The organism is Streptomyces sp. NPDC000345, assembly GCF_042898825.1.
GTDB lineage: Bacteria > Actinomycetota > Actinomycetes > Streptomycetales > Streptomycetaceae > Streptomyces.
Map to the genome: position 1 here is coordinate 472,684 of NZ_JBIAZE010000004.1, position 24,350 is coordinate 497,033.

19 protein-coding genes are annotated in these 24,350 nt (G+C 73.0%); 14 read left to right on the forward strand and 5 right to left on the reverse strand.

What is annotated here, in order from left to right:
* Positions 1–20: 20 nt before the first annotated feature.
* The 4 genes from ACFY30_RS12425 to ACFY30_RS12440 all read left to right on the forward strand — a co-directional run bounded on the left by ACFY30_RS12425 (position 21) and on the right by ACFY30_RS12440 (position 6,004).
* Positions 21–1,589 carry a phytoene desaturase family protein gene (locus tag ACFY30_RS12425; protein WP_390845145.1) on the forward strand — a complete coding sequence of 523 codons (1,569 nt, stop codon included), beginning with the start codon at positions 21–23 and terminating at the stop codon, positions 1,587–1,589.
* 85 nt (positions 1,590–1,674) lie between these two features.
* Positions 1,675–2,799: an NAD(P)H-dependent flavin oxidoreductase gene (locus tag ACFY30_RS12430; protein ID WP_390845146.1), complete on the forward strand. Its 1,125-nt coding sequence runs from the start codon at positions 1,675–1,677 to the stop codon at positions 2,797–2,799.
* Entirely contained in the window at positions 2,796–4,355 is a 1,560-nt protein-coding gene (locus ACFY30_RS12435; RefSeq protein ID WP_390845147.1) for an acyl-CoA synthetase, read from the forward strand. The genes ACFY30_RS12430 and ACFY30_RS12435 overlap by 4 nt, the downstream gene beginning before the upstream one ends.
* A gap of 152 nt (positions 4,356–4,507) precedes the next feature.
* Positions 4,508–6,004, forward strand: a complete 1,497-nt coding sequence (locus ACFY30_RS12440) for an acyl-CoA synthetase (protein ID WP_390845148.1) — start codon at positions 4,508–4,510, stop codon at positions 6,002–6,004.
* On the opposite strand, the gene paaK is transcribed toward ACFY30_RS12440, so the two are convergent.
* Complete coding sequence (gene paaK, locus ACFY30_RS12445; protein ID WP_390845149.1) at positions 5,999–7,300, reverse strand: phenylacetate--CoA ligase PaaK; 1,302 nt, start codon at positions 7,298–7,300, stop codon at positions 5,999–6,001. The two genes, ACFY30_RS12440 and paaK, sit on opposite strands and share 6 nt — an antisense overlap.
* Before the next feature lie 152 nt (positions 7,301–7,452).
* On the opposite strand from paaK, the gene ACFY30_RS12450 reads away from it, so the two are divergent.
* Together ACFY30_RS12450 and ACFY30_RS12455 are read left to right on the forward strand one after the other, a co-directional pair.
* Positions 7,453–8,313: an alpha/beta fold hydrolase gene (locus ACFY30_RS12450; RefSeq protein WP_390845150.1), complete on the forward strand. Its 861-nt coding sequence runs from the start codon at positions 7,453–7,455 to the stop codon at positions 8,311–8,313.
* A gap of 38 nt (positions 8,314–8,351) precedes the next feature.
* Entirely contained in the window at positions 8,352–9,050 is a 699-nt protein-coding gene (locus tag ACFY30_RS12455) for an alpha/beta fold hydrolase (RefSeq protein ID WP_390845151.1), read from the forward strand.
* A gap of 6 nt (positions 9,051–9,056) precedes the next feature.
* Here ACFY30_RS12455 and ACFY30_RS12460 read toward each other — a convergent pair whose 3' ends face one another.
* The gene (locus ACFY30_RS12460) at positions 9,057–10,670 is read right to left on the reverse strand and encodes an acyl-CoA synthetase (RefSeq protein ID WP_390845152.1); all 1,614 of its coding nucleotides are present in this window, start codon (positions 10,668–10,670) and stop codon (positions 9,057–9,059) included.
* A 177-nt stretch (positions 10,671–10,847) separates the two neighbouring features.
* On the opposite strand from ACFY30_RS12460, the gene ACFY30_RS12465 reads away from it, so the two are divergent.
* From ACFY30_RS12465 to ACFY30_RS12495, 7 genes are all read left to right on the forward strand, one after another.
* On the forward strand, positions 10,848–11,648 hold the full coding sequence (locus ACFY30_RS12465; protein WP_390845153.1) for a crotonase/enoyl-CoA hydratase family protein: 801 nt from the start codon (positions 10,848–10,850) through the stop codon (positions 11,646–11,648).
* 160 nt (positions 11,649–11,808) lie between these two features.
* Entirely contained in the window at positions 11,809–12,750 is a 942-nt protein-coding gene (locus tag ACFY30_RS12470; protein WP_390845154.1) for a Zn-ribbon domain-containing OB-fold protein, read from the forward strand.
* Positions 12,747–13,796 carry a thiolase domain-containing protein gene (locus tag ACFY30_RS12475; RefSeq protein WP_390845155.1) on the forward strand — a complete coding sequence of 350 codons (1,050 nt, stop codon included), beginning with the start codon at positions 12,747–12,749 and terminating at the stop codon, positions 13,794–13,796. Before ACFY30_RS12470 ends, ACFY30_RS12475 begins: the two co-directional genes overlap by 4 nt.
* A complete protein-coding gene (locus ACFY30_RS12480; RefSeq protein ID WP_390845156.1) occupies positions 13,793–14,959 on the forward strand; it encodes a thiolase domain-containing protein in 1,167 nt (388 codons plus the stop codon). The genes ACFY30_RS12475 and ACFY30_RS12480 overlap by 4 nt, the downstream gene beginning before the upstream one ends.
* A gap of 83 nt (positions 14,960–15,042) precedes the next feature.
* Positions 15,043–15,285, forward strand: a complete 243-nt coding sequence (locus ACFY30_RS12485; protein WP_390657759.1) for a DUF397 domain-containing protein — start codon at positions 15,043–15,045, stop codon at positions 15,283–15,285.
* Between the two features lie 145 nt (positions 15,286–15,430).
* Positions 15,431–16,333, forward strand: coding sequence for a universal stress protein (locus tag ACFY30_RS12490; protein ID WP_390845157.1), 903 nt, complete (start codon positions 15,431–15,433; stop codon positions 16,331–16,333).
* 882 nt (positions 16,334–17,215) lie between these two features.
* Positions 17,216–17,713: a hypothetical protein gene (locus ACFY30_RS12495; protein ID WP_390648267.1), complete on the forward strand. Its 498-nt coding sequence runs from the start codon at positions 17,216–17,218 to the stop codon at positions 17,711–17,713.
* 4 nt (positions 17,714–17,717) lie between these two features.
* Here ACFY30_RS12495 and ACFY30_RS12500 read toward each other — a convergent pair whose 3' ends face one another.
* Together ACFY30_RS12500 and ACFY30_RS12505 are read right to left on the reverse strand one after the other, a co-directional pair.
* Positions 17,718–19,712, reverse strand: coding sequence for an N-acetylmuramoyl-L-alanine amidase (locus ACFY30_RS12500; protein WP_390845158.1), 1,995 nt, complete (start codon positions 19,710–19,712; stop codon positions 17,718–17,720).
* Between the two features lie 100 nt (positions 19,713–19,812).
* On the reverse strand, positions 19,813–20,946 hold the full coding sequence (locus ACFY30_RS12505; protein WP_390845159.1) for an aminoglycoside phosphotransferase family protein: 1,134 nt from the start codon (positions 20,944–20,946) through the stop codon (positions 19,813–19,815).
* A 231-nt stretch (positions 20,947–21,177) separates the two neighbouring features.
* Here ACFY30_RS12505 and ACFY30_RS12510 point away from each other — a divergent pair, with 231 nt between their 5' ends.
* Complete coding sequence (locus ACFY30_RS12510; protein ID WP_390845160.1) at positions 21,178–22,680, forward strand: hypothetical protein; 1,503 nt, start codon at positions 21,178–21,180, stop codon at positions 22,678–22,680.
* 92 nt (positions 22,681–22,772) lie between these two features.
* Here ACFY30_RS12510 and ACFY30_RS12515 read toward each other — a convergent pair whose 3' ends face one another.
* Complete coding sequence (locus ACFY30_RS12515) at positions 22,773–24,173, reverse strand: PP2C family protein-serine/threonine phosphatase (RefSeq protein ID WP_390845161.1); 1,401 nt, start codon at positions 24,171–24,173, stop codon at positions 22,773–22,775.
* Positions 24,174–24,350: the final 177 nt, after the last annotated feature.

Below are 24,350 nucleotides of genomic sequence, written 5' to 3' on the forward strand. Positions count from 1 at the left end.
GGATCGTGTTACGAAGAACCATGCCTGCTCACGAGGGACACCACACCTACGACGCCGTAGTCGTCGGCGGCGGACACAACGGACTGGTCGCCGCCGCCTACCTGGCCCGGGCCGGACGGTCCGTGCTGGTCCTGGAACGGCTCGACCACACCGGCGGCGCCGCCGTCTCCACCCGCCCCTTCGCCGGTGTCGACGCCCGGCTGTCGCGCTACTCCTATCTGGTCAGCCTGCTCCCGCAGAAGATCGTGCGGGACCTCGGCCTGCGCTTCCGCGTCCAGGGGCGCACGATCTCGTCGTACACGCCGGCCGAGCGCGGCGGACGGCCGACGGGACTCCTCGTGGGCGGAGGGGAGGAGCGCACCCGGGAGGCGTTCGCGCGGCTCACGGGCGGAGAGCGCGAGTACGCGGCCTGGCAGCGCTTCTACGGCATGACCGGGCGCGTGGCCGAGCGCGTCTTCCCCACGCTCACCGAACCCCTGCCCACCCGGGACGAGCTGCGCCGCCGCGTCGACGACGAGGAGGCCTGGCGCGCCCTGTTCGAGGAGCCGATCGGGGTCGCGGTGGAGGAGAACTTCACGGACGACCTCGTACGGGGCGTGGTGCTCACCGACGCGCTCATCGGCACCTTCGCCGACGCCCACGACGCCTCCCTCAGGCAGAACCGCTGCTTCCTCTACCACGTGATCGGTGGCGGCACCGGTGCCTGGGACGTGCCCGTCGGCGGCATGGGTGCCCTGACCGACGCGCTGGCCGCCGCCGCGAGGGACGCGGGCGCCGTCATCGCCACCGGCCACGAGGCGGTGCGGATCGCCACGGACGGCCGCACCGCCGAGGTCACCTACCGCACCGCCGACGGCGAGGGCGTCGCCACCGCCCGGCACGTCCTGGTGGGAGCCTCCCCGCAGGCGCTCGCCGCGCTCACCGGCGACGAGCCGCCCGCCCCCGCCGAGGGCGCCCAGCTCAAGGTGAACATGCTGCTCAAGCGGCTGCCGAGGCTGCGGGACCGCTCCGTCGACCCGCGCGAGGCGTTCGCCGGCACCTTCCACATCGCCGAGGGCTACGAGCAGCTCGCCACCGCCCACGCCCAGGCCGCCGCCGGTGAGCTGCCCGCCGCCCCGCCGTCCGAGATCTACTGCCACTCCCTGACCGACCCGACGATCCTCGGCCCGGAGCTCGTCGAGCGGGGCTACCAGACGCTGACCCTGTTCGGTCTGCACACGCCAGCCCGGCTCTTCGCACGGGACAACGACTCCGTGCGCGAGGAACTGCTCAAGGCCACCCTCGCCCAGCTCGACGCCCATCTGGCCGAACCCCTGGCCGACTGTCTGGCCACCGACGCCGACGGCCGCCCCTGCATCGAGGCGAGGACCCCGCTCGACCTGGAGCGGGACCTGGGGCTGCCCGGCGGCAACATCTTCCACCGCGAGCTGTCCTGGCCGTACGCCCAGGAGGGCACCGGCCGCTGGGGCGTGGAGACCGCTCACGCGAACGTGCTGCTGTGCGGGGCGGGCGCGGTGCGCGGGGGAGGGGTGAGCGGGGTGCCGGGGCACAACGCGGCGATGGCCGTGCTGGAGCTGCCGGCGGACTAGCGCGCGGGGGCGGCGGATCCCAGAAATCTGACGGAGTATCAGAAAGGGCCTTCCGTCGTCGCACCGGCTGCGGCATCCTGCGCCCATGCAGACGGAGCTGAGCAGTCAACTGGGAGTCGAGCACGCCGTCTTCGGCTTCACGCCGTTCCCCGCCGTCGCCGCGGCCATCAGCCGCGCGGGCGGCTTCGGCGTGCTCGGCGCGGTCCGCTACACCGCCCCCGACGACCTCAAGCGCGACCTCGACTGGATCGAGGCGCACGTCGACGGACGGCCGTACGGGCTGGACGTCGTGATGCCCGCGAAGAAGGTGGAGGCCCCGGGAGATCGAACACTGACCGAGGCCGATGTCGAGGCGATGATCCCCGAGAGTCACCGGCAGTTCGTGCGGGACACCCTCGCCAAGTACGGGGTGCCCGAACTGGCCGAGGGCGAGGCGTCCGGCTGGCGCATCACCGGCTGGATGGAGCAGGTCGCCCGCAGTCAGCTCGACGTCGCCTTCGACTACCCGATCCGGCTGCTGGCCAACGCCCTCGGATCCCCGCCCGCCGACGTCGTCGCCCGCGCACACGAGCGGGACGTGCTGGTCGCCGCGCTCGCCGGGAGCGCCCGGCACGCCCGCAAGCACCAGGAGGCGGGCATCGACATCGTGGTGGCGCAGGGCTACGAGGCCGGCGGGCACACCGGGGAGATCGCGTCGATGGTGCTCACCCCGGAGATCGTGGACGCCGTCGACCCCCTCCCCGTGCTCGCCGCCGGCGGCATCGGCAGCGGACGGCAGATCGCCGCCGCCCTCGCGCTCGGCGCCCAGGGGGTGTGGCTCGGCTCGCTCTGGCTGACCACCGCCGAGGCCGACCTGCACTCACCCGCCCTCACGGCCAAACTCCTCGCGGCCGGTTCCGGCGACACGGTCCGCTCCCGCGCCCTCACGGGGAAACCCGCACGTCAGCTCCGTACCGAATGGACCGACGCCTGGGACGACCCGAACGGGCCCGGCACCCTCCCCATGCCGCTCCAGGGCCTGCTGGTCGCCGAGGCCGTCTCCCGGATCCAGAAGTACGAGGTCGACCCGCTGCTCGGCACCCCGGTCGGCCAGATCGTCGGCCGGATGAACGAGGTCCGCGGCGTCCAGGCGGTCTTCGACGACCTCACCCGCGGCTTCGAGCGGGCCGTGGACCGCGTCAACCGCATCGCTGGAAGGAGCGCCCGGTGACGAGCACGAGCACACCCCCCGCGGGCTTCTGGGCCCAGGCCACCGCCGACCCCGGCCGTACGGTCCTGATCGCCCCGGACGGCGAGGAGTGGACCGCCGGACGCCTGCACGCCGCCGTCAACCGGCTCGTGCACGGACTGCGCGCGGCCGGGATGGAACGCGGCGACGCCTTCGCGGTCGTCCTGCCCAACTCGGCCGAGTTCATCACCGCCTACCTGGCGGCCACCCAGGCCGGCTTCTACCTCGTGCCCGTCAACCACCACCTCGTCGGGCCCGAGATCGCGTGGATCGTCTCCGACTCCGGCGCCAAGGTGCTGCTCGCGCACGAGCGTTACGGCGACCAGGCCTCCCGCGCGGCCGACGAGGCCGGTCTCCCCGCCACCCACCGGTACGCGGTCGGCGAGATCGCCGGCTTCCGCCCGTACGCCCAACTGCTGGACGGGCAGCCGGAGTCGGCGCCGGCCGACCGCACCCTCGGCTGGGTCATGAACTACACCTCCGGTACGACGGGCCGCCCCCGCGGCATCCGACGGCCCCTGCCCGGCAAGCCTCCCGAGGAGGCCTACCTGGGCGGATTCCTCGGCATCTTCGGCATCCGGCCCTTCGACGACAACGTCCACCTGGTCTGCTCACCGCTCTACCACACGGCGGTCCTCCAGTTCGCGGGCGCGTCGCTGCACATCGGCCACCGGCTGGTCGTGATGGACAAGTGGACACCCGAGGAGATGCTCCGCCTCGTCGACACCCACCACTGCACGCACACCCACATGGTCCCGACCCAGTTCCACCGCCTGCTGGCCCTCCCGGACGACGTCAGAGGGTCCTACGACGTCTCGTCCATGCGGCACGCCATCCACGGCGCGGCCCCCTGCCCCGACCATGTGAAACGCGCGATGATCGACTGGTGGGGCGACTGCGTGGAGGAGTACTACGCGGCCAGCGAGGGCGGCGGGGCCTTCGCCACGGCGGAGGACTGGCTGAAGAAGCCCGGCACCGTCGGAAAGGCCTGGCCCATCAGCGAGCTGGCAATCTTCGACGACGACGGCACCCGGCTGCCGCCCGGCCGGCTCGGCACCGTCTACATGAAGATGACGACCGGCGGCTTCGCCTACCACAAGGACGAGGCGAAGACGCGGAAGAACCGCATCGGCGACTTCTTCACCGTCGGCGACCTGGGCGTCCTCGACGAGGACGGCTATCTGTTCCTCCGTGACCGCAAGATCGACCTGATCATCTCGGGCGGCGTCAACATCTACCCCGCCGAGATCGAGTCCGCCCTGCTCGCCCACCCGGCCGTCGCCGACGCCGCCGCCTTCGGCATCCCGCACGACGACTGGGGCGAGGAGGTCAAGGCGGTCGTCGAACCGGCGCCCGGCCACGACCCCGGCCCGGATCTCGCCGCCGCCCTCCTCGCGCACTGCGCCGACCACCTGGCCGGCTACAAGCGCCCCAAGTCAGTCGACTTCATCACCGAGATGCCCCGCGACCCCAACGGCAAGCTGTACAAGCGGCGGCTGCGGGAGCCGTACTGGGAGGGCCGCACACGACCGGTGTGACCCCGGGCCACCCACCGGCCCGGTCCGGTTCGACGGCGGCGCGGCGTCCCGCGCCGTCAGTCCCCGACGGGCGTGGCGGGCGCCCTCGCCCGACACCCGGGCGCGGGCCCGCGACTTGACCTGCCCGGGCGGCCCCCCGAGGATCATGTGCCATGACGCCCGGACACGGCAGCACGGTCGACGGGGTGCTGCGGCGCAGCGCCCGCCGCACCCCGGCCCGCCTCGCGGTCGAGTACCGCGACCGCACCTGGACCTACGAGGAACTCGACGACGCGGTCTCCCGCGCGGCGAGGGTCCTGCTCGGGGAAGGTCTCGCCCCGGGGGACCGGGTCGGCGCCTACGGCCACAACTCCGACGCCTATCTCATCGCCTTCCTCGCCTGCGCCCGCGCGGGGCTCGTGCACGTCCCCGTGAACCAGAACCTCACCGGCGACGACCTGGCCTACATCGTCGAGCAGTCGGGCAGCGCCCTCGTCCTGGCCGATCCGGATCTCGCGGGCCGCCTCCCGGCCGGCGTTCGGACGGTGCCGCTGCGTGACGCCGACGACTCGCTCCTCGCCCGGCTGGCCGGCTCCGAGCCGTACGACGGCCCCGAACCGCGCACCGAGGATCTGGTCCAGCTGCTGTACACGTCCGGTACGACGGCCCTGCCCAAGGGCGCGATGATGACCCACCGGGCGCTGGTGCACGAGTACCTCAGCGCGATCGCCGCCCTCGACCTGAGCGCCGGCGACCGCCCCGCGCACTCCCTCCCGCTGTACCACTCGGCGCAGATGCACGTGTTCCTGCTGCCCTACCTCGCGGTCGGCGCCACGAACCTCGTCCTGGACGCCCCGGACGGGGACCGGCTCCTCGACCTGATCGAGACCGGCCGGGTCGACAGCCTGTTCGCCCCGCCCACCGTCTGGATCGGCCTGGCGGGCCGCCCCGACTTCGCCACCCGCGACCTGAGCGGCCTGCGCAAGGCGTACTACGGGGCCTCGATCATGCCGGTGCCCGTCCTGGAGCGCCTGCGCGAACGCCTGCCGAAGCTCGGCTTCTACAACTGCTTCGGACAGAGCGAGATCGGACCGCTCGCCACCGTCCTCGCCCCTGACGAGCACAAGGGCCGTATGGACTCCTGCGGGCGCACGGTCCTGTTCGTGGACGCCCGGGTGGTGGACGAGGAGGGACAGGACGTCCCCGACGGCACGCCCGGGGAGATCGTCTACCGCTCACCGCAGTTGTGCGAGGGGTACTGGGACAAGCCCGAGGAGACCGCCGAGGCGTTCCGGGACGGCTGGTTCCACTCCGGGGACCTCGCCGTCCGCGACGCCCACGGCTTCTTCACGATCGTCGACCGGGTGAAGGACGTCATCAACTCCGGGGGTGTCGTCATCGCCTCACGCCAGGTCGAGGACGCCCTCTACACCCACGAGGCCGTCGCCGAGGCCGCGGTGATCGGGCTGCCCGACGAGAAGTGGATCGAGGCGGTCACCGCCGTGGTCGTCCCGCGCGGTGAGGTCACGGAGGACGAACTCATCGCCCACGCACGGGAGAAGCTCGCCGCCTTCAAGGCCCCCAAGCGGGTGCTGTTCGTGGACGAGCTGCCGCGCAACGCCAGCGGCAAGATCCTCAAGCGGGAACTGCGGGACCGGTTCGGCTCATGACTCCTTCGGGCGTTCGTCCACGATCCGCCGGATCTTCCCCACCGACCGCTCCAGCGACTCCGGTTCCACGATCTCGACCGACACCGACACCCCGATGCCGTCCTTCACGGCCGCCGCGATGGAGTGCGCGGCCGTGTCGCGGTCCTCGGGCGCGGCACCGGGGCGGGCCTCGGCCCGGACCGTGAGGGCGTCGAGACGGCCCTCGCGGGTCAGCCGGAGCTGGAAGTGGGGTGCGACGCCCGGTGTGCGCAGGACGATCTCCTCGATCTGCGTCGGGAAGAGGTTCACCCCGCGCAGGATGACCATGTCGTCGGTGCGGCCGGTCACCTTCTCCATCCGGCGGAACGCGCGCGCCGTCCCGGGCAGCAGCCGGGTCAGGTCCCGGGTCCGGTAGCGGACCACCGGCATGGCCTCCTTGGTGAGGGAGGTGAAGACCAGTTCGCCCTCCTCGCCCTCCGGCAGCACCTCACCCGTGATCGGGTCGACCACCTCGGGGAAGAAGTGGTCCTCCCAGATGTGCAGCCCGTCCTTCGTCTCCACGCACTCCTGGGCCACGCCCGGGCCGATCACCTCCGACAGCCCGTATATGTCGACCGCGTCGATGGCGAACCGCTCCTCGATCTCCTGACGCATCCGCTCCGTCCACGGCTCGGCGCCGAAGATCCCCACCCGCAGGGACGTGGCACGCGGGTCGACACCCTGCCGCTCGAACTCGTCCAGCAGGGTCAGCATGTAGGACGGGGTCACCATGATGATCCGGGGCTCCAGGTCCTGGATCAGCTGCACCTGACGGGACGTCATGCCGCCGGACGCGGGGATCACCGTACAACCGAGGCGTTCGGCGCCGTAGTGCGCGCCCAGACCGCCGGTGAACAGGCCGTATCCGTACGCCACATGGACCGTGTCGCCCGGGCGGCCGCCGGCCGCGCGGATCGAACGGGCCACCATGTCCGACCAGACGCCCAGGTCGCCGTCCGTGTAGCCGACGACCGTGGGGCGGCCCGTGGTGCCGCTGGAGGCGTGGATGCGGCGGATGCGCTCGCGGGGGACGGCGAACATGCCGTACGGGTAGTGCGCGCGCAGGTCCGCCTTGGCGGTGAACGGGAAGCGGGCCAGATCGGCGAGGGTGCGGCAGTCCTCGGGGTGGACGCCCGCCTTGTCGAAGGACTCGCGGTAGAAGGGCACCCGCGCGTACGCGTGCCGGAGCGTGGCCCGCAGCCGCTCCAGCTGCAGCGCCCGCAGGGCGGCCGTGTCGAGGCGCTCGCCCTCGTCCAGCAGGTCCCTCGTGTCCGTCATGCGGCTGCTCCCTCTTCAAACCGTACCAATCCGGGCGACCGATCATTCGGTCGAGCTGCTCTGGATCAGTAATCCAGGCCGACGGGCGGCAGGCAAGAGGGCGGCGCGGATTTCCGTTGCGGACCGGCGGGCCGGGAACCCAGGATCGGGGCATGCCGATCTTCACCGCGCCCGACGGAACCGAGCTCGCCTATCACGTGCGGGGCGAGGGCGAGCCCCTCCTCGTCCTGCCCGGCGGGCCCATGCGGGCCTCCGCCTACCTCGGCGACCTGGGCGGGCTCACCGCGCACCGCCGGCTGATCATGCTCGACCTGCGCGGCACCGGCGACTCCGCGCCGCCGGCGGACCCCGCGACGTACCGCTGCGACCGCCAGGTGGACGACGTGGAGGCGCTGCGCCTCCATCTCGGCGCGGAGCGGATCGACGTGCTCGCGCACTCGGCCGGGGGCAGTCTGGCCCTGCTGTACGCGGCGCGCCACCCCGGCCAGGTGGCCCGGCTCGCCCTGATCACCGTCAACCCGTGGGCACTGGGGAAGCCGGCCACGGCCGGGGAGCGGCTGGCGGCGGCGCGGCTGCGCACGGGCGAGCCGTGGTTCGCCACGGCCTTCCCGGCGTTCGAGGCCTGGCTGGCGGGCGCGGAGGACCCGGACCGGCCGGCCTTCGCCGGCTTCTTCCACGGCCGCTGGGACGACGCCGCCCGCGCCCACGAAGCCGCCACGGACGAACAGACCAACGGCGAGGCGGAGGACCGCTTCCTGGACCCCGCCGCCTTCGACCCGCCGGCCCTGCGCGACGCCCTCGCGGATCTGGCCGCCCCGGTCCTGGTGCTCGCCGGAGAGCTGGACGGAGGTCCCCGCCCCGAGCGCGCCCGCCTCCTGGCCGACGCCTTCCCCCACGCCGAACTCGCCGTGCAGCCCGGCGCCGGACACTACCCGTGGGTGGACGACCCGGAGTGGTTCGTCGCCCGCACCCGCGCCTTCCTCGACCGGTCCGCTCTGCCCTCGGCAGAGTAGGCCGCCGCCCGCGCGACCCGCTCGATACCCTGCCCGGCATGCGCATGATCAAGGCCAACGGTGTCTCCCTCGCCTGCCGCGCCTGGGGCCCCGAGGGCGGCCGGCCCGTCCTGTTGCTGCACTGCCGCGGCGCCGACGGCGCCGACTGGACGGCGGTCGCCGGACGACTGGCCGCGGGGGCGGGAGCGCGCCGCGTGTACGCGCCCGATCTGCGCGGGCACGGTCGCAGCGAGTGGCCGGGAGGGACACCGGGGGCCTACACCTACGAGGCGATGCGCGACGACGTGGGCGAGCTGCTCGCCGCGCTCGGCGTCGCTCGCGCCGACGTCGTCGGCCACTCGATGGGCGGTGTCGTGGCCTACCTGCTGGCACAGGAGTGTCCGCAGGCCGTCAGGCGGCTGGTCCTCGAGGACGTGCCCGCGCCGTTCCCGTTCGACCCGCCCCGGCCGCCCACCCCGCGGCCGGAGGGGGAGCTGTCGTTCGACTGGGCGCTGGTGCCGGCCACCGACGACCAGGTCGACGCACCGGATCCGGCGTGGAGGGAGCGGATGGACCGGATCACCGCCCCCACGCTCGCGGTGAGGGGCACGCGAAGCCACCTTCCCCCGGACCGGGTCGCCGCCCTCGCCGAACGGATCCCCGGGGGCCGGCTGGTGTCCGTGGACGCCGGACACCTCGTGCACGCCTCCCGGCCCGAGGAGTTCCTCGCCGTGGTGGAGCCGTTCCTGTCGGAGTGAGCCCCGTCAGCCGCTCTCCGTCCCCGCCACCTCCCGCGCCCACCGGTAGTCCGCCTTCCCGCTCGGTGAGCGCCGGATGGACTCGGCGATCACCAGCCGGCGCGGGATCTTGTAGCCGGCCAGCCGGGCCCGGCAGTGGGTCTGGATGTCCTCCAAGGAGGGGTGCGGCGCCCCGGCGCGCACCTGCACCACGGCCGCCACCCGGCTGCCCCAGGTCGCGTCCGGCACTCCGGCGACCAGGGCGTCGTACACGTCCGGATGGGACTTCAGCGCCTGCTCGACCTCCTCGGGGTACACCTTCTCGCCGCCGGTGTTGATGCACTGCGAGCCGCGGCCGAGGACGACGACGACACCGTCCTCGTCGACCGTGGCCATGTCGCCGAGCAGCACCCAGCGCTCGCCGTCCCTCTCGAAGAACGTCTCGGCTGTCTTCACCGGGTCGTTGTAGTAGCCGAGCGGGACGTGACCGTGCTGGGCGACCCGGCCGACCTCGCCGGGCGCAACCGGCTCGTGCGTCACCGGATCCACCACCCGGGTACGGGAGTTGACGCGGACGCGGAAGCCGCGCTCGGGGCCCGAGTCCTCCGTCGCCGTGCCGTTGAAGCCGGATTCGGAGGACCCGAAGTTGTTCAGCAGCATCGCGTTCGGCAGCAGTGCCCGGAACTGGCGGCGGACCGTGTCCGACATGATCGCCCCGGACGAGGACACGCTGAACACCGACGAGCAGTCGGTGCCCTTCATCGGCCCCTCCAGCGCGTCGATCAGCGGTCGCAGCATCGCGTCGCCCACCAGGGAGATGCTGGTGACCTTCTCCTTCTCGACGGTCCGCAGCACCTCCTCCGGCACGAACTTGCGGTGGATCACGACCCGTTGGCCGAAGTTGAAGCCGATGAAGGCGGTCAGGGCGGAGGTGCCGTGCATCAGCGGGGGCGTGGGGAAGAAGGTGATCCCCGTGCCGCCGGCCGCCACCCGCTCGGCGACCTCCTCCGGCTTCTTCACCGGTTCCCCGGTGGGCGCGCCCCCGCCCAGTCCCGAGAAGAAGAGATCCTCCTGACGCCACATCACACCCTTGGGCATACCGGTCGTGCCGCCGGTGTAGATGATGAACTGGTCGTCGCCCGAGCGGGCCGGGAAGCCGCGCTGCGGTGAGCCCGCCGCCTCGGCGTCGGCGAAGGGGACGGCCCCGACGGCGGGCCCGTCCGCCGGTCCCGCCCGGACCAGGTGCCGCAGCGCCGGAGCCTCGGGCAGCGCCGCCGCCACCCGGTCCGTGAACTCGGCGTCGAAGACCAGCCCCACCAGATCCGCGTCCCGGTAGAGGTAGACCAACTCCTCTTCCACATAGCGGTAGTTGACGTTGACCGGCACGATCCGCGCCTTCAGGCAGCCCAGCACCGTCTGCAGGTACTCGACGCCGTTGTAGAGGTGCAGGCCGACGTGCTCACCCGGGCGGATCCCGCTGTCCAGGAGGTGGTGACCGATGCGGTTGGCCGCCGCGTCGAGCTCCGCGTACGTCAGCCGGCGCTCCGCGCCCGTGCCCGGATGATCGAGGTACACGAGCGCCTCACGGTCCGCCGCCACGTCGACGACCGACTCGAACAGGTCGGCAAGGTTGTACTCCACCGCTCCTCCTGACCTTCGGTGCCCCGGTTCCCGCAAGGGGTCGCGGGTCATCAGAGCAAAGGGCGCGGCAAGTGGGAAGGGCCCGCGCCAAGAAATCTGACTGAGTGTCAGAAAACTCTTGAAGTGCCTCGCCACCTCCTGCAACCTGTTCTCGTTCTTTCCGAGGGGAGATGTGCCATGGGCGGTACCGAACACCTCACCGTGCAGCGCGAAGGCGCCACGCTCGTGCTCACGCTCAACCGGCCGGAGGCCAGGAACGCGCTCTCGCTCGCCCTGCTCGTCGGCCTGTACGACGGCTGGATCGAGGCCGACGAGGACGACTCGGTCCGCTCCGTCGTCCTCACCGGAGCGGGCGGCACCTTCTGCGCCGGCATGGACCTCAAGGCCCTCGCCGGGAACGGCATGGAGGGCGAGCACTACCGCGACCGGCTCAAGGCCGACCCCGACCTGCACTGGAAGGCGATGCTGCGCCACCACCGGCCGCGCAAGCCCGTGATCGCCGCGGTCGAGGGGTACTGCGTGGCGGGCGGCACCGAGATGCTCCAGGGCACCGACATCCGCGTCGCCGGCGAGTCCGCCACCTTCGGCCTCTTCGAGGTCCGGCGGGGCCTGTTCCCCATCGGCGGCTCCACGGTCCGACTCCAGCGCCAGATCCCGCGCACCCACGCCCTGGAGATGCTGCTCACCGGCCGCCCGTACAGCGCGCGGGAGGCCGCGGACATCGGCCTGATCGGCCATGTCGTCCCGGACGGCACGGCCCTGGAGAAGGCCCTGGAGATCGCCGAACGCATCAACGACTGCGGCCCGTTGGCCGTCGAAGCCGTCAAGGCCTCGGTGTACGAGACCGCCGAGATGTCCGAGACCGACGGGCTCGCCGCCGAACTCGTCCGCGGCTGGCCGGTCTTCGACACCGCCGACGCGAAGGAGGGTGCCCGCGCCTTCGCGGAGAAGCGGCCCCCCGTCTACAAGCGCGCGTAGCGCTCCGCCGGGTTCGGCCGTTCCGACACCGCATGCCGTGAGTGGCTGGTCGCGCACGCGGCGGAGCCGCAGACGTCACCGCCCCGCGCTCCCGGGGCGGCCCACTCACCGACCCCGCTCAGGCACCGCCCCCGCCGTCCCCCAAGGAGGCAAGCACCCGATGCCCGAAGTCCTCAAAGCCCCCCTCGTCGTCGAGTTCCCCTTCACCCGCTCCCTCGGCCCCGTCCAGAGCGCCTTCCTGACCGGGCTGCGCGAGCGGGTCGTCCTCGGCGTGACGACCGCCGACGGCCGCACCCTGGTCCCCCCGGTCGAGTACGACCCGGTCACCGCCGAGGAGTTGCGCGACCTCGTCGAGGTCGCCCCCACCGGCACCGTCACCACCTGGGCCTGGAACCACGAGCCCCGCCGCGGCCAGCCCCTGGCCACGCCCTTCGCCTGGGTCCTGGTCCGTCTCGACGGCGCCGACACCGCGATCCTGCACGCCCTCGACGCCCCCGGCCCCGAGGCCGTGCGCACCGGTATGCGGGTCCGGATCCGCTGGGCCGGGGACCGCACGGGCGCCATCACCGACATCGCCTGCTTCGAGCCGTACGACGGGGAAGCGGTCCGGCCCGCCGGACACCCGGGGGAGTTCGAGGACGCCGTCGCCGGGATCGTCGCCCACGCCCGCCTCGACTACACCTACTCGCCCGGCCGCGCCCAGTCCGCCTACATCACCGCGCTCTCCGCGCGCCGCACCGTCGGCGAACGCTGCCCGTCCTGCCGCAAGGTGTACGTCCCGCCCCGCGGCGCCTGCCCCACCTGCGGAGTGGCCACGGACGAGCAGGTCGAGGTCGGACCGGCCGGCACGGTCACCACCTTCTGCATCGTCAACATCAAGGCGAAGAACCTGGACATCGAAGTCCCCTACGTCTACGCCCACATCGCCCTCGACGGGGCCGGCCTCGCGCTGCACGGCCGGATCGGCGGCATCCCGTACGACCAGGTGCGGATGGGCCTGCGGGTCGAACCGGTGTGGACGGAAGGCGGCCGCTACCCGGACCACTACCGGCCGACGGGAGAGCCCGACGCCGACTACGAGACGTACAAGGAGCTGCTGTGACCCGGGAGATCGCCGTCGTCGCCTTCGCGCAGACCGACACCCAGCGCACCACCGAGGAACAGTCCGAGGTGGAGATGCTCATGCCGGTCCTGCACGACGTGCTGGAGCGGACCGGCCTGAAGACCGCCGACATCGGCTTCACCTGCTCCGGCTCCAGCGACTACCTGGCCGGCCGCGCCTTCTCCTTCACCCTCGCCCTCGACGGCGTCGGCGCCTGGCCGCCCATCTCCGAGTCCCACGTCGAGATGGACGGCGCCTGGGCGCTGTACGAGGCGTGGACGAAACTGCTGACCGGGGACGCCGACACCGCGCTGGTGTACGCGTACGGCAAGTCCTCGCCCGGGTCCGTGCGGGACGTGCTCACCCGGCAGCTCGACCCCTACTACCTCGCCCCCCTGTGGCCCGACTCCGTCGCCCTCGCCGCCCTCCAGGCACAGGCGCTGATCGACGCGGGCGACACCGACGAGCCCGCGCTCGCCGGGATCGCCGCCCGCAGCCGGGCCGACGGGGCCGGCAACCCGCACGCGCAGCTGCGGGGTCCACTGCCGCACGGCGACTACCTCGTACGCCCCCTGCGCACCGGCGACTGCCCGCCGATCGGCGACGGCGCCGCCGCCGTGATCCTCGCGGCGGGGAAGCGGGCCCGCGAGCTGTGCGAGCGCCCCGCCTGGATCCGGGGCATCGACCACCGCATCGAGGCCCACGCCCTCGGCGTGCGCGACCTCACCGACTCGCCCTCCACCCGGCTGGCCGCCGAGAAGGCCGGCGCCTTCGAACGGCCCGTCGACACCGCCGAGCTGCACGCGCCGTTCACCTCGCAGGAGGTCGTCCTGCGCAAGGCGCTGAAGCTCGGCGACGACGTCCGCGTCAACCCCTCCGGGGGCGCCCTCGCCGCCAACCCGATCATGGCGGCCGGGCTCGTCCGCATCGGCGAGGCCGCCGCCCGTGTCCACCGCGGCGAGTCCGACCGGGCGCTCGCCCACGCCACGTCCGGGCCGTGTCTGCAACAGAACCTCGTCGCCGTACTCGAAGGGGATCCGCGATGAGCAAGGAACCCGTGGCCGTCGTCGGAATCGGCCAGACCAAGCACGTGGCGGCACGCCGGGACGTCTCGATCGCGGGGCTCGTCCGCGAGGCCGCGCTCCGCGCGCTTGAGGACGCCGAGCTGACGTGGGCCGACATCGACGCCGTGGTCATCGGCAAGGCGCCCGACTTCTTCGAGGGCGTGATGATGCCCGAGCTGTACCTCGCCGACGCGCTCGGCGCGGTCGGCAAGCCGATGCTGCGGGTGCACACGGCGGGATCCGTGGGCGGCTCCACCGCGCTCGTCGCCGCGGGCCTGGTCGCGGCCCGGGTGCACGGCACCGTGCTGACGCTGGCCTTCGAGAAGCAGTCCGAGTCCAACGCCATGTGGGGACTGTCCCTGCCGATCCCCTTCCAGCAGCCCCTGCTGGCCGGGGCGGGCGGCTTCTTCGCCCCGCACGTGCGCGCGTACATGCGGCGCAGCGGCGCGCCCGACACCATCGGCTCGCTGGTGGCGTACAAGGACCGGCGCAACGCGCTGAAGAACCCGTACGCCCATCTGCACGAGCACGACCTCACCCTGGAGAAGGTCCAGGCCTCGCCCATGCTGTGGGACCCGATCCGCTACTCGGAGACCTGCCCCTCCTCCGACGGCGCGTGCGCGATGGTCCTCACCGACCGGGCCGGCGCGGCCCGCTCGCCCCGCCCGCCGGCCTGGATGCTCGGCGGCGCGATGCGCAGCGAACCGACCCTCTTCGCCGGCAAGGACGCCGTCTCCCCGCAGGCCGGCAAGGACTGCGCGGCCGACGTCTACCGCCAGGCCGGCGTCGGCGACCCGCGCCGGGACATCGACGCCGTCGAGATGTACGTGCCGTTCTCCTGGTACGAGCCCATGTGGCTGGAGAACCTCGGCTTCGCCGCCGAGGGCGAGGGCTGGAAGCTCACCGAGTCCGGGGTGACCGAACTCGACGGCGACCTGCCCGTCAACATGTCGGGCGGCGTCCTGTCCACCAACCCGATCGGCGCCTCCGGCATGATCCGCTTCGCCGAGGCCGCCCTCCAGGTGCGCGGCCAGGCCGGGGAACACCAGGTGGAACGCGCCCGGAAGGTCCTCGGACACGCCTACGGCGGCGGCTCGCAGTTCTTCTCCATGTGGCTCGTGGGAGCGCGGCCACCCGAGTCCTGAAAGGTACCCCTCACGTGCTCTGTCGGCACCCGGTACCGATGGCTAGGCTGGCCCGCGGACGACGAACCGGGAGGAGCACGGACGTGGCCGAGAGCACCATCCAGCAGCAGCCGCCCAAGGGCTGGGAGAAGCCGGAGCTGGACCTCAGCAACGCCGAGTGGCAGTCGAGCAGCCGGGGTCTGGGGGATGTCCAGATCGCCTTCGTCGAGGGATTCATCGCGATGCGCAACAGCGAGCGCCCCGAGAGCCCCTCCCTGATCTTCACGCCCGCGGAGTGGGGCGCGTTCGTGTCGGGGGCGCGAGAGGGGGAGTTCGACCTCACCTAGGTCAGACACGGCCCGCCGCGGCGGGCCGAACCGGGGGTGTTCCGCCCGTTTTTCCGGACACGCGATGCCGTAGGCCCTCCTGGGGCTCCGCCTGGGCAAGGCTGGGCTCCAGCAGGAGGTAGGTCGCATTCCGGAGGTGAGGACCATGAGCACCCTGCCGGTCGTCGCGGCGGTCGACGGTTCCGACGACAGCGGGCGCGCCCTGGACTGGGCCGTCGACGCAGCCCGCCGGCGCGGGGCGCCGCTGCGTGTGGCCCACGTACGCCACCACTCCGCCTGGACACAGCCCGGCGCGCCCGTCGTCGTCCCCCCGCCGCCGAAGGACGATCCGGTCCTCGCCGACGTCCGCGCCCGGCTGGCGGACACCGAGGACCTGCCCGACACGGAGTACCTCGCCCTGGACGGCGCCCCCGGTGCCCTCCTGCCCGAACTGGGCGCCGAGGCCCAGCTGCTGGTGCTCGGCTCACGCGGCCGGGGCGGCTTCGCGAGCCTGCTGCTCGGCTCCAACGGGCTGACCGCGGCCCGGGACGCGGAGTGCCCGGTCGTGGTGGTGCCCCGGCCCGGCCGGGAGGTCGACGACACGTTCCCGGCCGGGCCGGGGCCCCGCGTGGTCGTGGGTCTGAAGGTCGACGGCCCGGACGACGCCACCCTCGACCTCGCCTTCACCGAGGCGGCCCTGCGCGGCGCCCGCCTCCAGGTGATCGCCGCCTATCCGTGGCCGATCCAGACCTGGGTCTCGCCGGGTGACCTGGCCGCGCCGGTCTACGACCAGCGTGCCATCGAGCACGAGACCCGCACCCTCGCCGACGGCTTCCTCGCCCCGCACCGCGCCCGGCACCCCGGGGTGGCCGCCGAACTCCTTCCCCTTCCCGGCGACGCGGCCGCACTCCTCGTCGCCGCCTCCAAGGACGCCGACCTCCTCGTCGTGGGCCGCCACCGCCGCCGGCTGCTGGTCCCCGCCCGCATGCTGGGCTCCGTCACCCATGCCGTCCTGCTGCACGCGGCGAGCCCGGTCGCGGTGGTCCCCCCACCCCCGGCCGAGGAGTGACCACCACCACCGCCGACCCCCGATCACCCCCCTCAGCCAGGGCCGCCCCCTCTACCCAGGCCGGAGCCGACCTTGGCTGGAGCCGACCTTGGCTGAGCCGGTCCCGGCCGGAGCCCGCCCGTGCGGGCCGCCCGTCTCGTCGGGGCTTTCGCCCTTCGGGTCGCTTGTCTCCGAGGGGTTCTCGTCCCTCGGGCCGCTCGCCTCGGCCGGAGCCCGTCCCGGCCGTACCCTGCCCTCGCGGGTTGCCTGCCTCGGCGGACCCTTCGCCCTCGCGGGCCGCCTGCCTCCGCAGGGCCCTTCGCCCTCGCGGGCCGGCCGCCTCTACGGGGCTCTCCTCCCATGGGCCGCTCGCCTCGGCCGGAGCCCGTCCCAGCCGAACCCCGTCCTCGTGGGTTGCCCGTCTCTGTGGGGCTCTCGTCCTCGTGGGTTACTTGCCCTCTGCGGGGCCCTGGTCCCTCGGGCCGTCTGTCTCTGTTGGGCTCTTGCCCTCGCGGGCTGCCCGTCTGTGCGGGGTTCTCGCCTCCGCGGCTCGCCGGTCTCCGTGGGGCTGTCGCCTTTGGGTTGCCCGTGCCGGCCGGAGCCCGCTCTCGCGGGTTGCCCGTCTCTGCGGGGCTCTTGCCCTCGCGGGTCTGCTGTCTTCGCGGACTCCCGCCTCCGCGGGGCACCCCTGCGGGGACAACGCCCCCTGCGGACCTCTCGTCCCACCGGCACACCCGCCACGCCCAGCAGCCCCCGTCGCACCGAGTCGACAAGGCCACGGGCGACCGGGTGGGCCCGGCCGGTGGCAGGGGCCGGGGTCGGGGGATGTGCTGCTCGGGCCCGGGCGGCGAGCCGGGGCTTCCCTCGGCGTCGCCGCCGGACGGTACCCCGTACCATGGCCGCATGTCGTTCCTCCGCCGCCGCAGCGCCACCCCCGCCGGCCCCGACTTCGACGTCCTGGCCATGGATCCGGGCGACTGGCCCGGCAATCTGGGCGCCGGGCTGCTGCCCGCCCCCGACGGCAGCTGCCAGGGCGTCTTCCTGCGCTACGACCTGTTCGGCGGCCGCGGCCCCGCGATGATCATCGGGAACCTTCCCGAGGGTTCCCCGGCCCGCGAGGTCGCCGAGGGGGAGGTCCCCTTCGAGGTGGCCCAGCTGCTGCTCGCGCTGGAGAACGACGAGGAGGTGACCGTCGTCGGCACCGAGGACATGCCGGTGATGCAGGGCGACAACCTGCTCATCGTGCGCCGGCTGAAGCTCTCCGAAAGCCGGATCTCCTGCGTCCAGTTCGACCGCAGCGACAACGTCCTGGTGACCATCGCCGCCTGGGACCGCCCCATCACCGACGACCTGTACGCCCTGCTGAAGCCGCTCCCGGCGGAGCTGTTCCAGCAGGGCTGAGGGGTCAGGACGCCGGAACGACCGTCACGTCCGCGGCCCGCACGAACGCCACCCGGTGGCCGTACTGGATCTCGTAGTACAGATCCTTGCCCCGGACGGTCCGGTGCGCGCCGGTGTCGAAGCCGACCGCGTAGAAGTACTCGCCCGGCACCCGGTCGCCGGCCACGTACTTCTGGCCCTTCGGCAGGGTGTACGGCAGCGGGGAGACCGGCTGGGCCGGGACCCCCGCCGGGTACGCGGACGTCTCCGGGTAGGCCCTCCCGTACACCGGGACGCTCTCCCTGCCCGCCCTCGGGGTGATCAGGACCCCCGTCGAGGGCACCGCCGTGGGCCTGTCCTGGGGGTTCCTGAACCAGGCCTTCTTCCCGAGATACCAGATCGCCGTCCAGTCGCCCCAGGTGTCGGCGACGGCGTACTGCTGGCCGGTGGAGACCCGCGAGGAGATGTCGTTGACGCCGGTGGTCGGGCCGGTGCCCCGGCCGACGTCCTTGATCAGGGCCGACTTCTCGTCGTGGTCGGAGTACAGCCGCACCGCGCTGGAACCGTGGGCCGCGCAGGTCATGCCCTTGACACAGTCCTTGTACACCGGCCGGTTCGCCGCGTAGTCCGGCCGGATCGTCACGACGCCGCCGCCCGCGCGCCCGGTGGCCGTGAGAGGCCGGCCCAGCAGTTCGAAGTAGTGCCGCCAGTCCCAGTACGGGCCCGGGTCGGTGTGCATGCCGGGGACGGTCGCCGTGGTCGGGCCGGGCACGGTGTCGTGGCCCAGGATGTGCTGCCGGTCCAGCGGGATGCCGTATCTCGCCGCCAGGAACGCCACCAGGCGCGCGGACGACTTGTACATCGCCTCCGTGTACCAGGAGTCCGGCTGGGCGAGGAAGCCCTCGTGCTCCAGACCGATGGAGTGGGTGTTCACGTACCAGTTGCCCGAGTGCCAGGCCACGTCCTTCACCCGCACGTGCTGCGCGATGTGCCCGTCGGTGGAGCGCAGCGAGTAGTGCCAGGACACATAGGTGGGATCCTGGACCAGGTTGATGACCCCCTCCCAGCCGCCCTCGGTGTCATGGACGACGACGTACCGCAGCGGCGAGGACGTGGGCCGGTCGGCCTCGTCGTGGTTGCCGTAGTCGCCGTTGCCGAACGCCTCGTACGGAGCCGGGATCCGCTCGCAGGACACCGACGCGGGACACTCGGTGCCCTCGGCGGACGCGTGGCGCAGACCGGCCCGGTCCAACTGGGCGGTCCGCGGCGCCAGCTTCGGCTGCGCGGACAGCGCGACCAGCTCGCCGGTGTCCGTGACCCGCCGCTGCCCGGTGCGCAGCACCTCGTACACGTCGTCGGCGTAGGTGGCGGCGGTCGCGCTGTCGTCCGCGCCCGAGAACCGTGCCACCGCGCCGTACCAGTCCGCCGGGTCCGCGCTGAGCGGCTCGCCCAGGTACTCCTGGGCGGCGGCGAGCAGGGCGGCGCCGCCCGCCACGTTGGCGGCGGGGTCGGTGCGCAGCTTCCGGGTGCTGAGGCCGGTCAGCTTCGCGGCCCGGGGGAGCGTCCTCAGCCGGGCCGGGATCTCCTCGCCGGACGGCGGCCGCGTCCCCGGGCGGCGGGCCGGGCGGGCGAGGTCGCCGCGGGCGTCCTCCGCGCCCTCGCTGTGGTGGGGCGCCGTGGCCAGGGCGGTGCGGGCGTCCGTGAGGTGCATCGGGCCGTAGCCGCCGGTCACACTGGGTGCCCCGCCGTGCGCGTCCCAGCGGGACTGGAGGTAGGAGACGCCCAGCAGCACGCTCTGCGGCACGTGGTACGTGGCGGCCGCCGTGGCGAACGCCTGCTGGAGACCGCCCGCCCGCGCCTCGGCGGCCGAGGGCGCCGCGCCGAACAACGGCAGCAGCAGAGCCGCCGAGGCGACGGCGCCGGCGGCTCTGCGGGTGTGGACGTACAAGCCTGGGTGAGTGACGGGTCCTGGCAATGCGGCCTCCTCGATGCGCCGATAACCCGTCAATGATGCGCACATAAAGGACATTTGCTTCGGCAGGTGGGGTTTCGGCGCGTCCCAGGACGCACGAAGGTCCGCGGCACGCCGCCGTTCCGGCGCGCCGCGGACCTTCGTCCCCTCAGCGAGTGCCGACCGCCGCGCGCACGGCCCGGCGGGCCAGCTGGCAGTCGTCGTGCAGCCGCCGCAGCAGCAGCCGCTGTTCCTCGCCGGACGGCGCGGCACCCGGGTGGGCCGCCCCCGGGGCCGTCGGGGCCGAGTCGTGCATCGAACGCTGCACGGCCGTCTCGTACGTGCGGATCTCCCGGGTCAGCACCAGCATCAGGTTCACCAGGAAGGCGTCCCGGGACGCCGGTCCCGCCGACTGGGCGATCTGGCTGATCTGGCGGCGCGCCACCGGGGCGTCACCGAGGACCGACCACAGTGTCGCCAGGTCGTATCCCGGCAGGTACCACCCCGCGTGCTCCCAGTCCACCAGCACTGGACCGGCCGGTGACAGAAGGATGTTCGACAGGAGGGCGTCGCCGTGGCAGAACTGGCCCATGCCCTGCCGGCCCGCGCCGGCCGCGATGCCGTGCAGCAGTTTCTGCAGGTCGCCCATGTCCCGGTCGGTGAGCAGCCCGAGCTCGTGGTAGCGGGCGATGCGGGCGGCGTAGTCCAGCGGTGCGTCGAAGGTGCCCGCGGGCGGCCGCCAGGCGTTCAGCCGGACGATCGCACCGAGCGCCGCCCTGATGTCCGCCCGCGGCGGGGCCTCCGCCGGGTGCCGCTGCAGGGCCGCCACCCGCCCCGGCATCCGCTCGATCACCAGGGTGCAGTTGTCCGGGTCCGCCGCGATCAGTCTCGGCACCCGCACCGGAGGGCGCTGCCGGACGAACGTGCGGTACGCCGCTATTTCGTGCCGGATCCGCTCGGCCCACACGGGCGAGTGGTCCAGTAAACACTTCGCCACCGCGGTGCTGCGCCCGGTCGTGCCGACCAGGAGCACCGAGCGTCCGCTGCGGCGCAGCACCTGCACCGGGGCGAACTCCGGGCAGATCCGGTGCACCGACGCGATCGCCGCGCGCAGCTGCGTGCCCTGGGGGCCGGACAGGTCGAGTCTCCCGCTGAGCGGTTGCGTGCCGAGCCCGGCGGGACGGCGGACGCCGGCCAGTGCGGGGGCCGCCGTTCGCGCGGGGGCGAGGTAGGGGCCGCCGCCGCCCGGGCGGGAGTGCAGCGACCGGGGCGGGGCGGACACGGAGGACGATGCTGCGTACATGGGCGGAACAGATCCCTTCGTGTGCCTTCGAGTCAAAGCGCTGCCCCGCCCGTCCGCCCGGGTGCACCCTGGGGAATGTCCCTCGGCGGACGGGTCGGGGTGGCGCGTTCCTACCTGACACCCATGGCCCAGTGGCACACCATCTGGCGCACCCTGGCGAACCCTGGCGAATAGTCGCCCGGCAACTTTCACCGGGCTACTGTCAACTCAGCCGAGAACCTGGGGGCTTACGTGAGCGGACAACCCAACACCCGCCTGGCGGACCTGTTCGGCCTGGCCGGCTGGTCCAAGGGGGAACTCGCGAGGCTGGTCAACCGGCAGGCGGCGGCCATGGGCCACCCCCAGCTGTCGACCGACACCTCCCGGGTGCGGCGGTGGATCGACATGGGAGAGATCCCGCGCGATCCGGTGCCGCGGGTGCTGGCGGCCCTGTTCACCGAGCGTCTCGGCCGTGTCGTGACCATTGAGGACCTCGGTCTGGTCCGGCACGGGCGTACGGGGAGACGGCCGGGCGGCGGGAGCGTGGAGCATCCCGACGGCGTGCCGTGGGCGCCCGAACGGACTGCCGCGGTCCTCACCGAATTCACGGGAATGGACCTCATGCTCAACCGACGCGGCTTGGTGGGCGCGGGTGCCGCGCTCGCCGCGGGATCAGCACTCAGCAGCGCCATGTACGACTGGCTGCACACCGACCCTACCCTCTCCGCCGACGCTCCCGTCCTCGACAACCCCCTCCTCCACCATGCCGACCCCGCTGGGTTCGACCGCTACGAGGCCGCCCCCATCGGGACGGAGGAGATCGAGGAACTGGAGCGCTCGGTCGAGGTGTTCCGAGCCTGGGACGCGGCCCGTGGGGGCGGGCTGCAGCGCAAGGCCGTCGTGGGACAGCTCAACGAGGTGGGCGGCATGCTCGCCTACCATCACCCCGGCCATCTCCAGCGGCGCCTGTGGGGCGTCGCCGCCAACCTCGCCGTCCTCGCCGGCTGGATGTCGCACGACGTCGGCCTCGAACCCACCGCCCAGAAGTACTTCGTCATCGCCGCCCATGCCGCCAGAGAGGGCGGTGACCGGCCGCGGGCCGGTGAGGCCCTGTCCCGGGCGGCCCGTCAGATGGTTCATCTGGGCCGGCCGGACGAGGCCATGGACCTGATGAAGCTCGCCCAGTCCGGGTCCGGCAGCGATGTGCTGCCCCGTACCCGGGCGATGTTCCACACCATCGAGGCCTGGGCGCAGGCGTCGATGGGCAAGGGCCAGGCCATGCGCCGCACCCTCGGTCAGGCGGAGGACCTCTTCGTCTCCGACAAGGCCGATGTGGAACCGCCGTCCTGGATGCAGACCTTCAAGGACGAGGATCTGTACGGTATGCAGGCCCTGGCCTACCGCACGCTGGCCGAGTTCGAGCCCCAGGCGGCCGTGCACGCCCAGTACTACGCGGAGAAGGCGCTGGCGCTGCGGGTCGACGGACGGGAGCGGTCGAAGATCTTCGACCATCTGTCCATGGCCTCCGCCTGCTTCATCGCGGACGACCCCGAACAGGCGGACCGCTACGCGCGCCTGGCCCTGATGTCGATGGGCTCGAACTCCTCCCGCCGTACCTGGGACCGGCTGCGCGAGATGTACCGGCTCACCGCGGAGTACGCGAACTATCCGAGCATCAGCGAGCTGCGCGAGCAGATCAGGCTGGCGCTGCCGAAGCCGAGGGGAGGACGGGGCGGCAACACCGCCCAGACGTGAGAGAGTCGGCAGTCTTCAGACAGTCGACCGAAGCACGCGGACAACCGATCCCGCAGGAACACTGAACCACACGGACAACCGAGCCACGTCGATCACGGGGTGACCCGGGCGACGAGCACGCAGGCGTCCTCGTCGCGCCCGCTCCCGCCGAGCTCCTCCACGAGCGTGCGTACGCAGTCCTGTGCGCTGCGCGCCTCGCGGAAGCGGGGGGCGAGGTCGAGGAGCCGGTGCGCCCTGTCCTCGGGCGTCAGTCCGGCGGTGTGCAGCAGGAGCAGGTCGCCCTCTTCGAGGGTCTCCTCGGCCTGCCCGTATTCGGCGCCCGAGCCCGCGCCCAGGAACGCACCGTCGGGTGTGCCGAGCCGGCGTCCCGTCCCGTCGCGGAACAGCAGCGGGGCGGGGTGTCCGGCCTGCGCCCAGGTCAGGGTGCGGGTGTCGGGCCGGTAGCGGCAGCAGAGGGCGCCGGCCAGCGCGGGCTGGGCGGTGGCGTGGAGTAACTGGTCGAGCCAGGACATGAGTTGAGCGGGTCCGGTGCCCGCCATGCCCATGCCGCGCAGGGCGCCCAGGGTCATCGCCGTGTCCGAGGCGACGGCCGGGCCGTGGCCGATGAGGTCGCCGACGCTCAGCAGCGTCCGGCCGTCGGGGAGTGCGAGCGCGTCGTACCAGGCGCCGCCGATCAGCGAGCTGGTCGCGGCGGGCAGGCAGTGGGCGGCGAGGTCGAGGGACCCGGCGCCGCCGTGCGGGAGCCGCAGAGCACCGCGCCCCGGCGGGACCACGGCCTCCTGCGGCTCGACCGCGAGCCGGCGTCCGGTCCGCGCACCGCTCCGGTGGTGCTGGAGCGAGTCACGGCTCTCGCGCACCTCCCACTGACTCCGGCGCAGTGCGCTGACGTCCCGCAGCACGGCCCACATCGAGGCGGTGCCGCCGTCGGCGTCGAGCACGGGCTCGCCCATCATGTGCACGGTCCGCGGCTCGCCGTCCGGCCGGACGACGCGGAACTCGCCGTCGATGGGCCGGGCGTCCACCAGGCAGTCGGTGACCATCGCGGTGAGCTTGGGCCGGTCCTCGTCGAGGACGAGGGACGGCAGTTCGTCGAGGGTGAGCGGGGGAGCGGCGGGGTCGCGGCCGAGGATGCCGTAGAGCTCCTCGGACCAGACGGCGTCGTCCGTCAGCAGGTTCCACTCCGCGCTGCCGACCCGGCTGAGCAGCGAGCCCTGCGGGGGAGCGGCCGGCGCGGCGGTCTGGGGGGCGGGCGCGGGCGGGCCGTCCCGGAGCTGGGCCAGGTGGGCGTCGAGGTCTTCGAGCTGATGGAGCGCCAGATCGCACAACGCCCGCTGCCAGCGGCCCTGCGGGTCCGTCGTGTCGCCCTCCTGCGCGTCCCTTCGTACGGCGTCCACGTCGCCCTTGAGCCGTCGCGTCTGCGTGATCAGCGCGTCGACCGAGCCGCGCCCCGGCGGCTGGGCGGCGGGGTGGTCCGCAGAGAGATGGGACGGCATGCGCACTCCGATGCGGGGACGGTCCGACGAACGGGGACGGAAGGGCCGTTACGACTGTTGCACAGCCTGCGACGGCGTGTAAGGGATTTGGCAACACACGATTCGGTGGTGTCTCCGGCATATGCCAGCGTCCCTGCGGCGGGGTCGCGCGGGTGCTGGTCGCACGCCGCCCAGGGG

Bases quoted from the DNA above. Each gene is read 5' to 3' on its own strand.
- ACFY30_RS12500 (WP_390845158.1), bottom strand. From the start codon at position 19,712: ATGTGCGCATCATTGACGGGTTATCGGCGCATCGAGGAGGCCGCATTG.
- paaK (WP_390845149.1), bottom strand. From the start codon at position 7,300: ATGACGGACACGAGGGACCTGCTGGACGAGGGCGAGCGCCTCGACACG.
- ACFY30_RS12495 (WP_390648267.1), top strand. From the start codon at position 17,216: ATGTCGTTCCTCCGCCGCCGCAGCGCCACCCCCGCCGGCCCCGACTTC.
- ACFY30_RS12465 (WP_390845153.1), top strand. From the start codon at position 10,848: ATGGGCGGTACCGAACACCTCACCGTGCAGCGCGAAGGCGCCACGCTC.
- ACFY30_RS12455 (WP_390845151.1), top strand. From the start codon at position 8,352: ATGCGCATGATCAAGGCCAACGGTGTCTCCCTCGCCTGCCGCGCCTGG.
- ACFY30_RS12440 (WP_390845148.1), top strand. From the start codon at position 4,508: ATGACGCCCGGACACGGCAGCACGGTCGACGGGGTGCTGCGGCGCAGC.
- ACFY30_RS12425 (WP_390845145.1), top strand. From the start codon at position 21: ATGCCTGCTCACGAGGGACACCACACCTACGACGCCGTAGTCGTCGGC.
- ACFY30_RS12480 (WP_390845156.1), top strand. From the start codon at position 13,793: ATGAGCAAGGAACCCGTGGCCGTCGTCGGAATCGGCCAGACCAAGCAC.
- ACFY30_RS12430 (WP_390845146.1), top strand. From the start codon at position 1,675: ATGCAGACGGAGCTGAGCAGTCAACTGGGAGTCGAGCACGCCGTCTTC.
- ACFY30_RS12515 (WP_390845161.1), bottom strand. From the start codon at position 24,173: ATGCCGTCCCATCTCTCTGCGGACCACCCCGCCGCCCAGCCGCCGGGG.
- ACFY30_RS12490 (WP_390845157.1), top strand. From the start codon at position 15,431: ATGAGCACCCTGCCGGTCGTCGCGGCGGTCGACGGTTCCGACGACAGC.
- ACFY30_RS12505 (WP_390845159.1), bottom strand. From the start codon at position 20,946: ATGTACGCAGCATCGTCCTCCGTGTCCGCCCCGCCCCGGTCGCTGCAC.
- ACFY30_RS12450 (WP_390845150.1), top strand. From the start codon at position 7,453: ATGCCGATCTTCACCGCGCCCGACGGAACCGAGCTCGCCTATCACGTG.
- ACFY30_RS12470 (WP_390845154.1), top strand. From the start codon at position 11,809: ATGCCCGAAGTCCTCAAAGCCCCCCTCGTCGTCGAGTTCCCCTTCACC.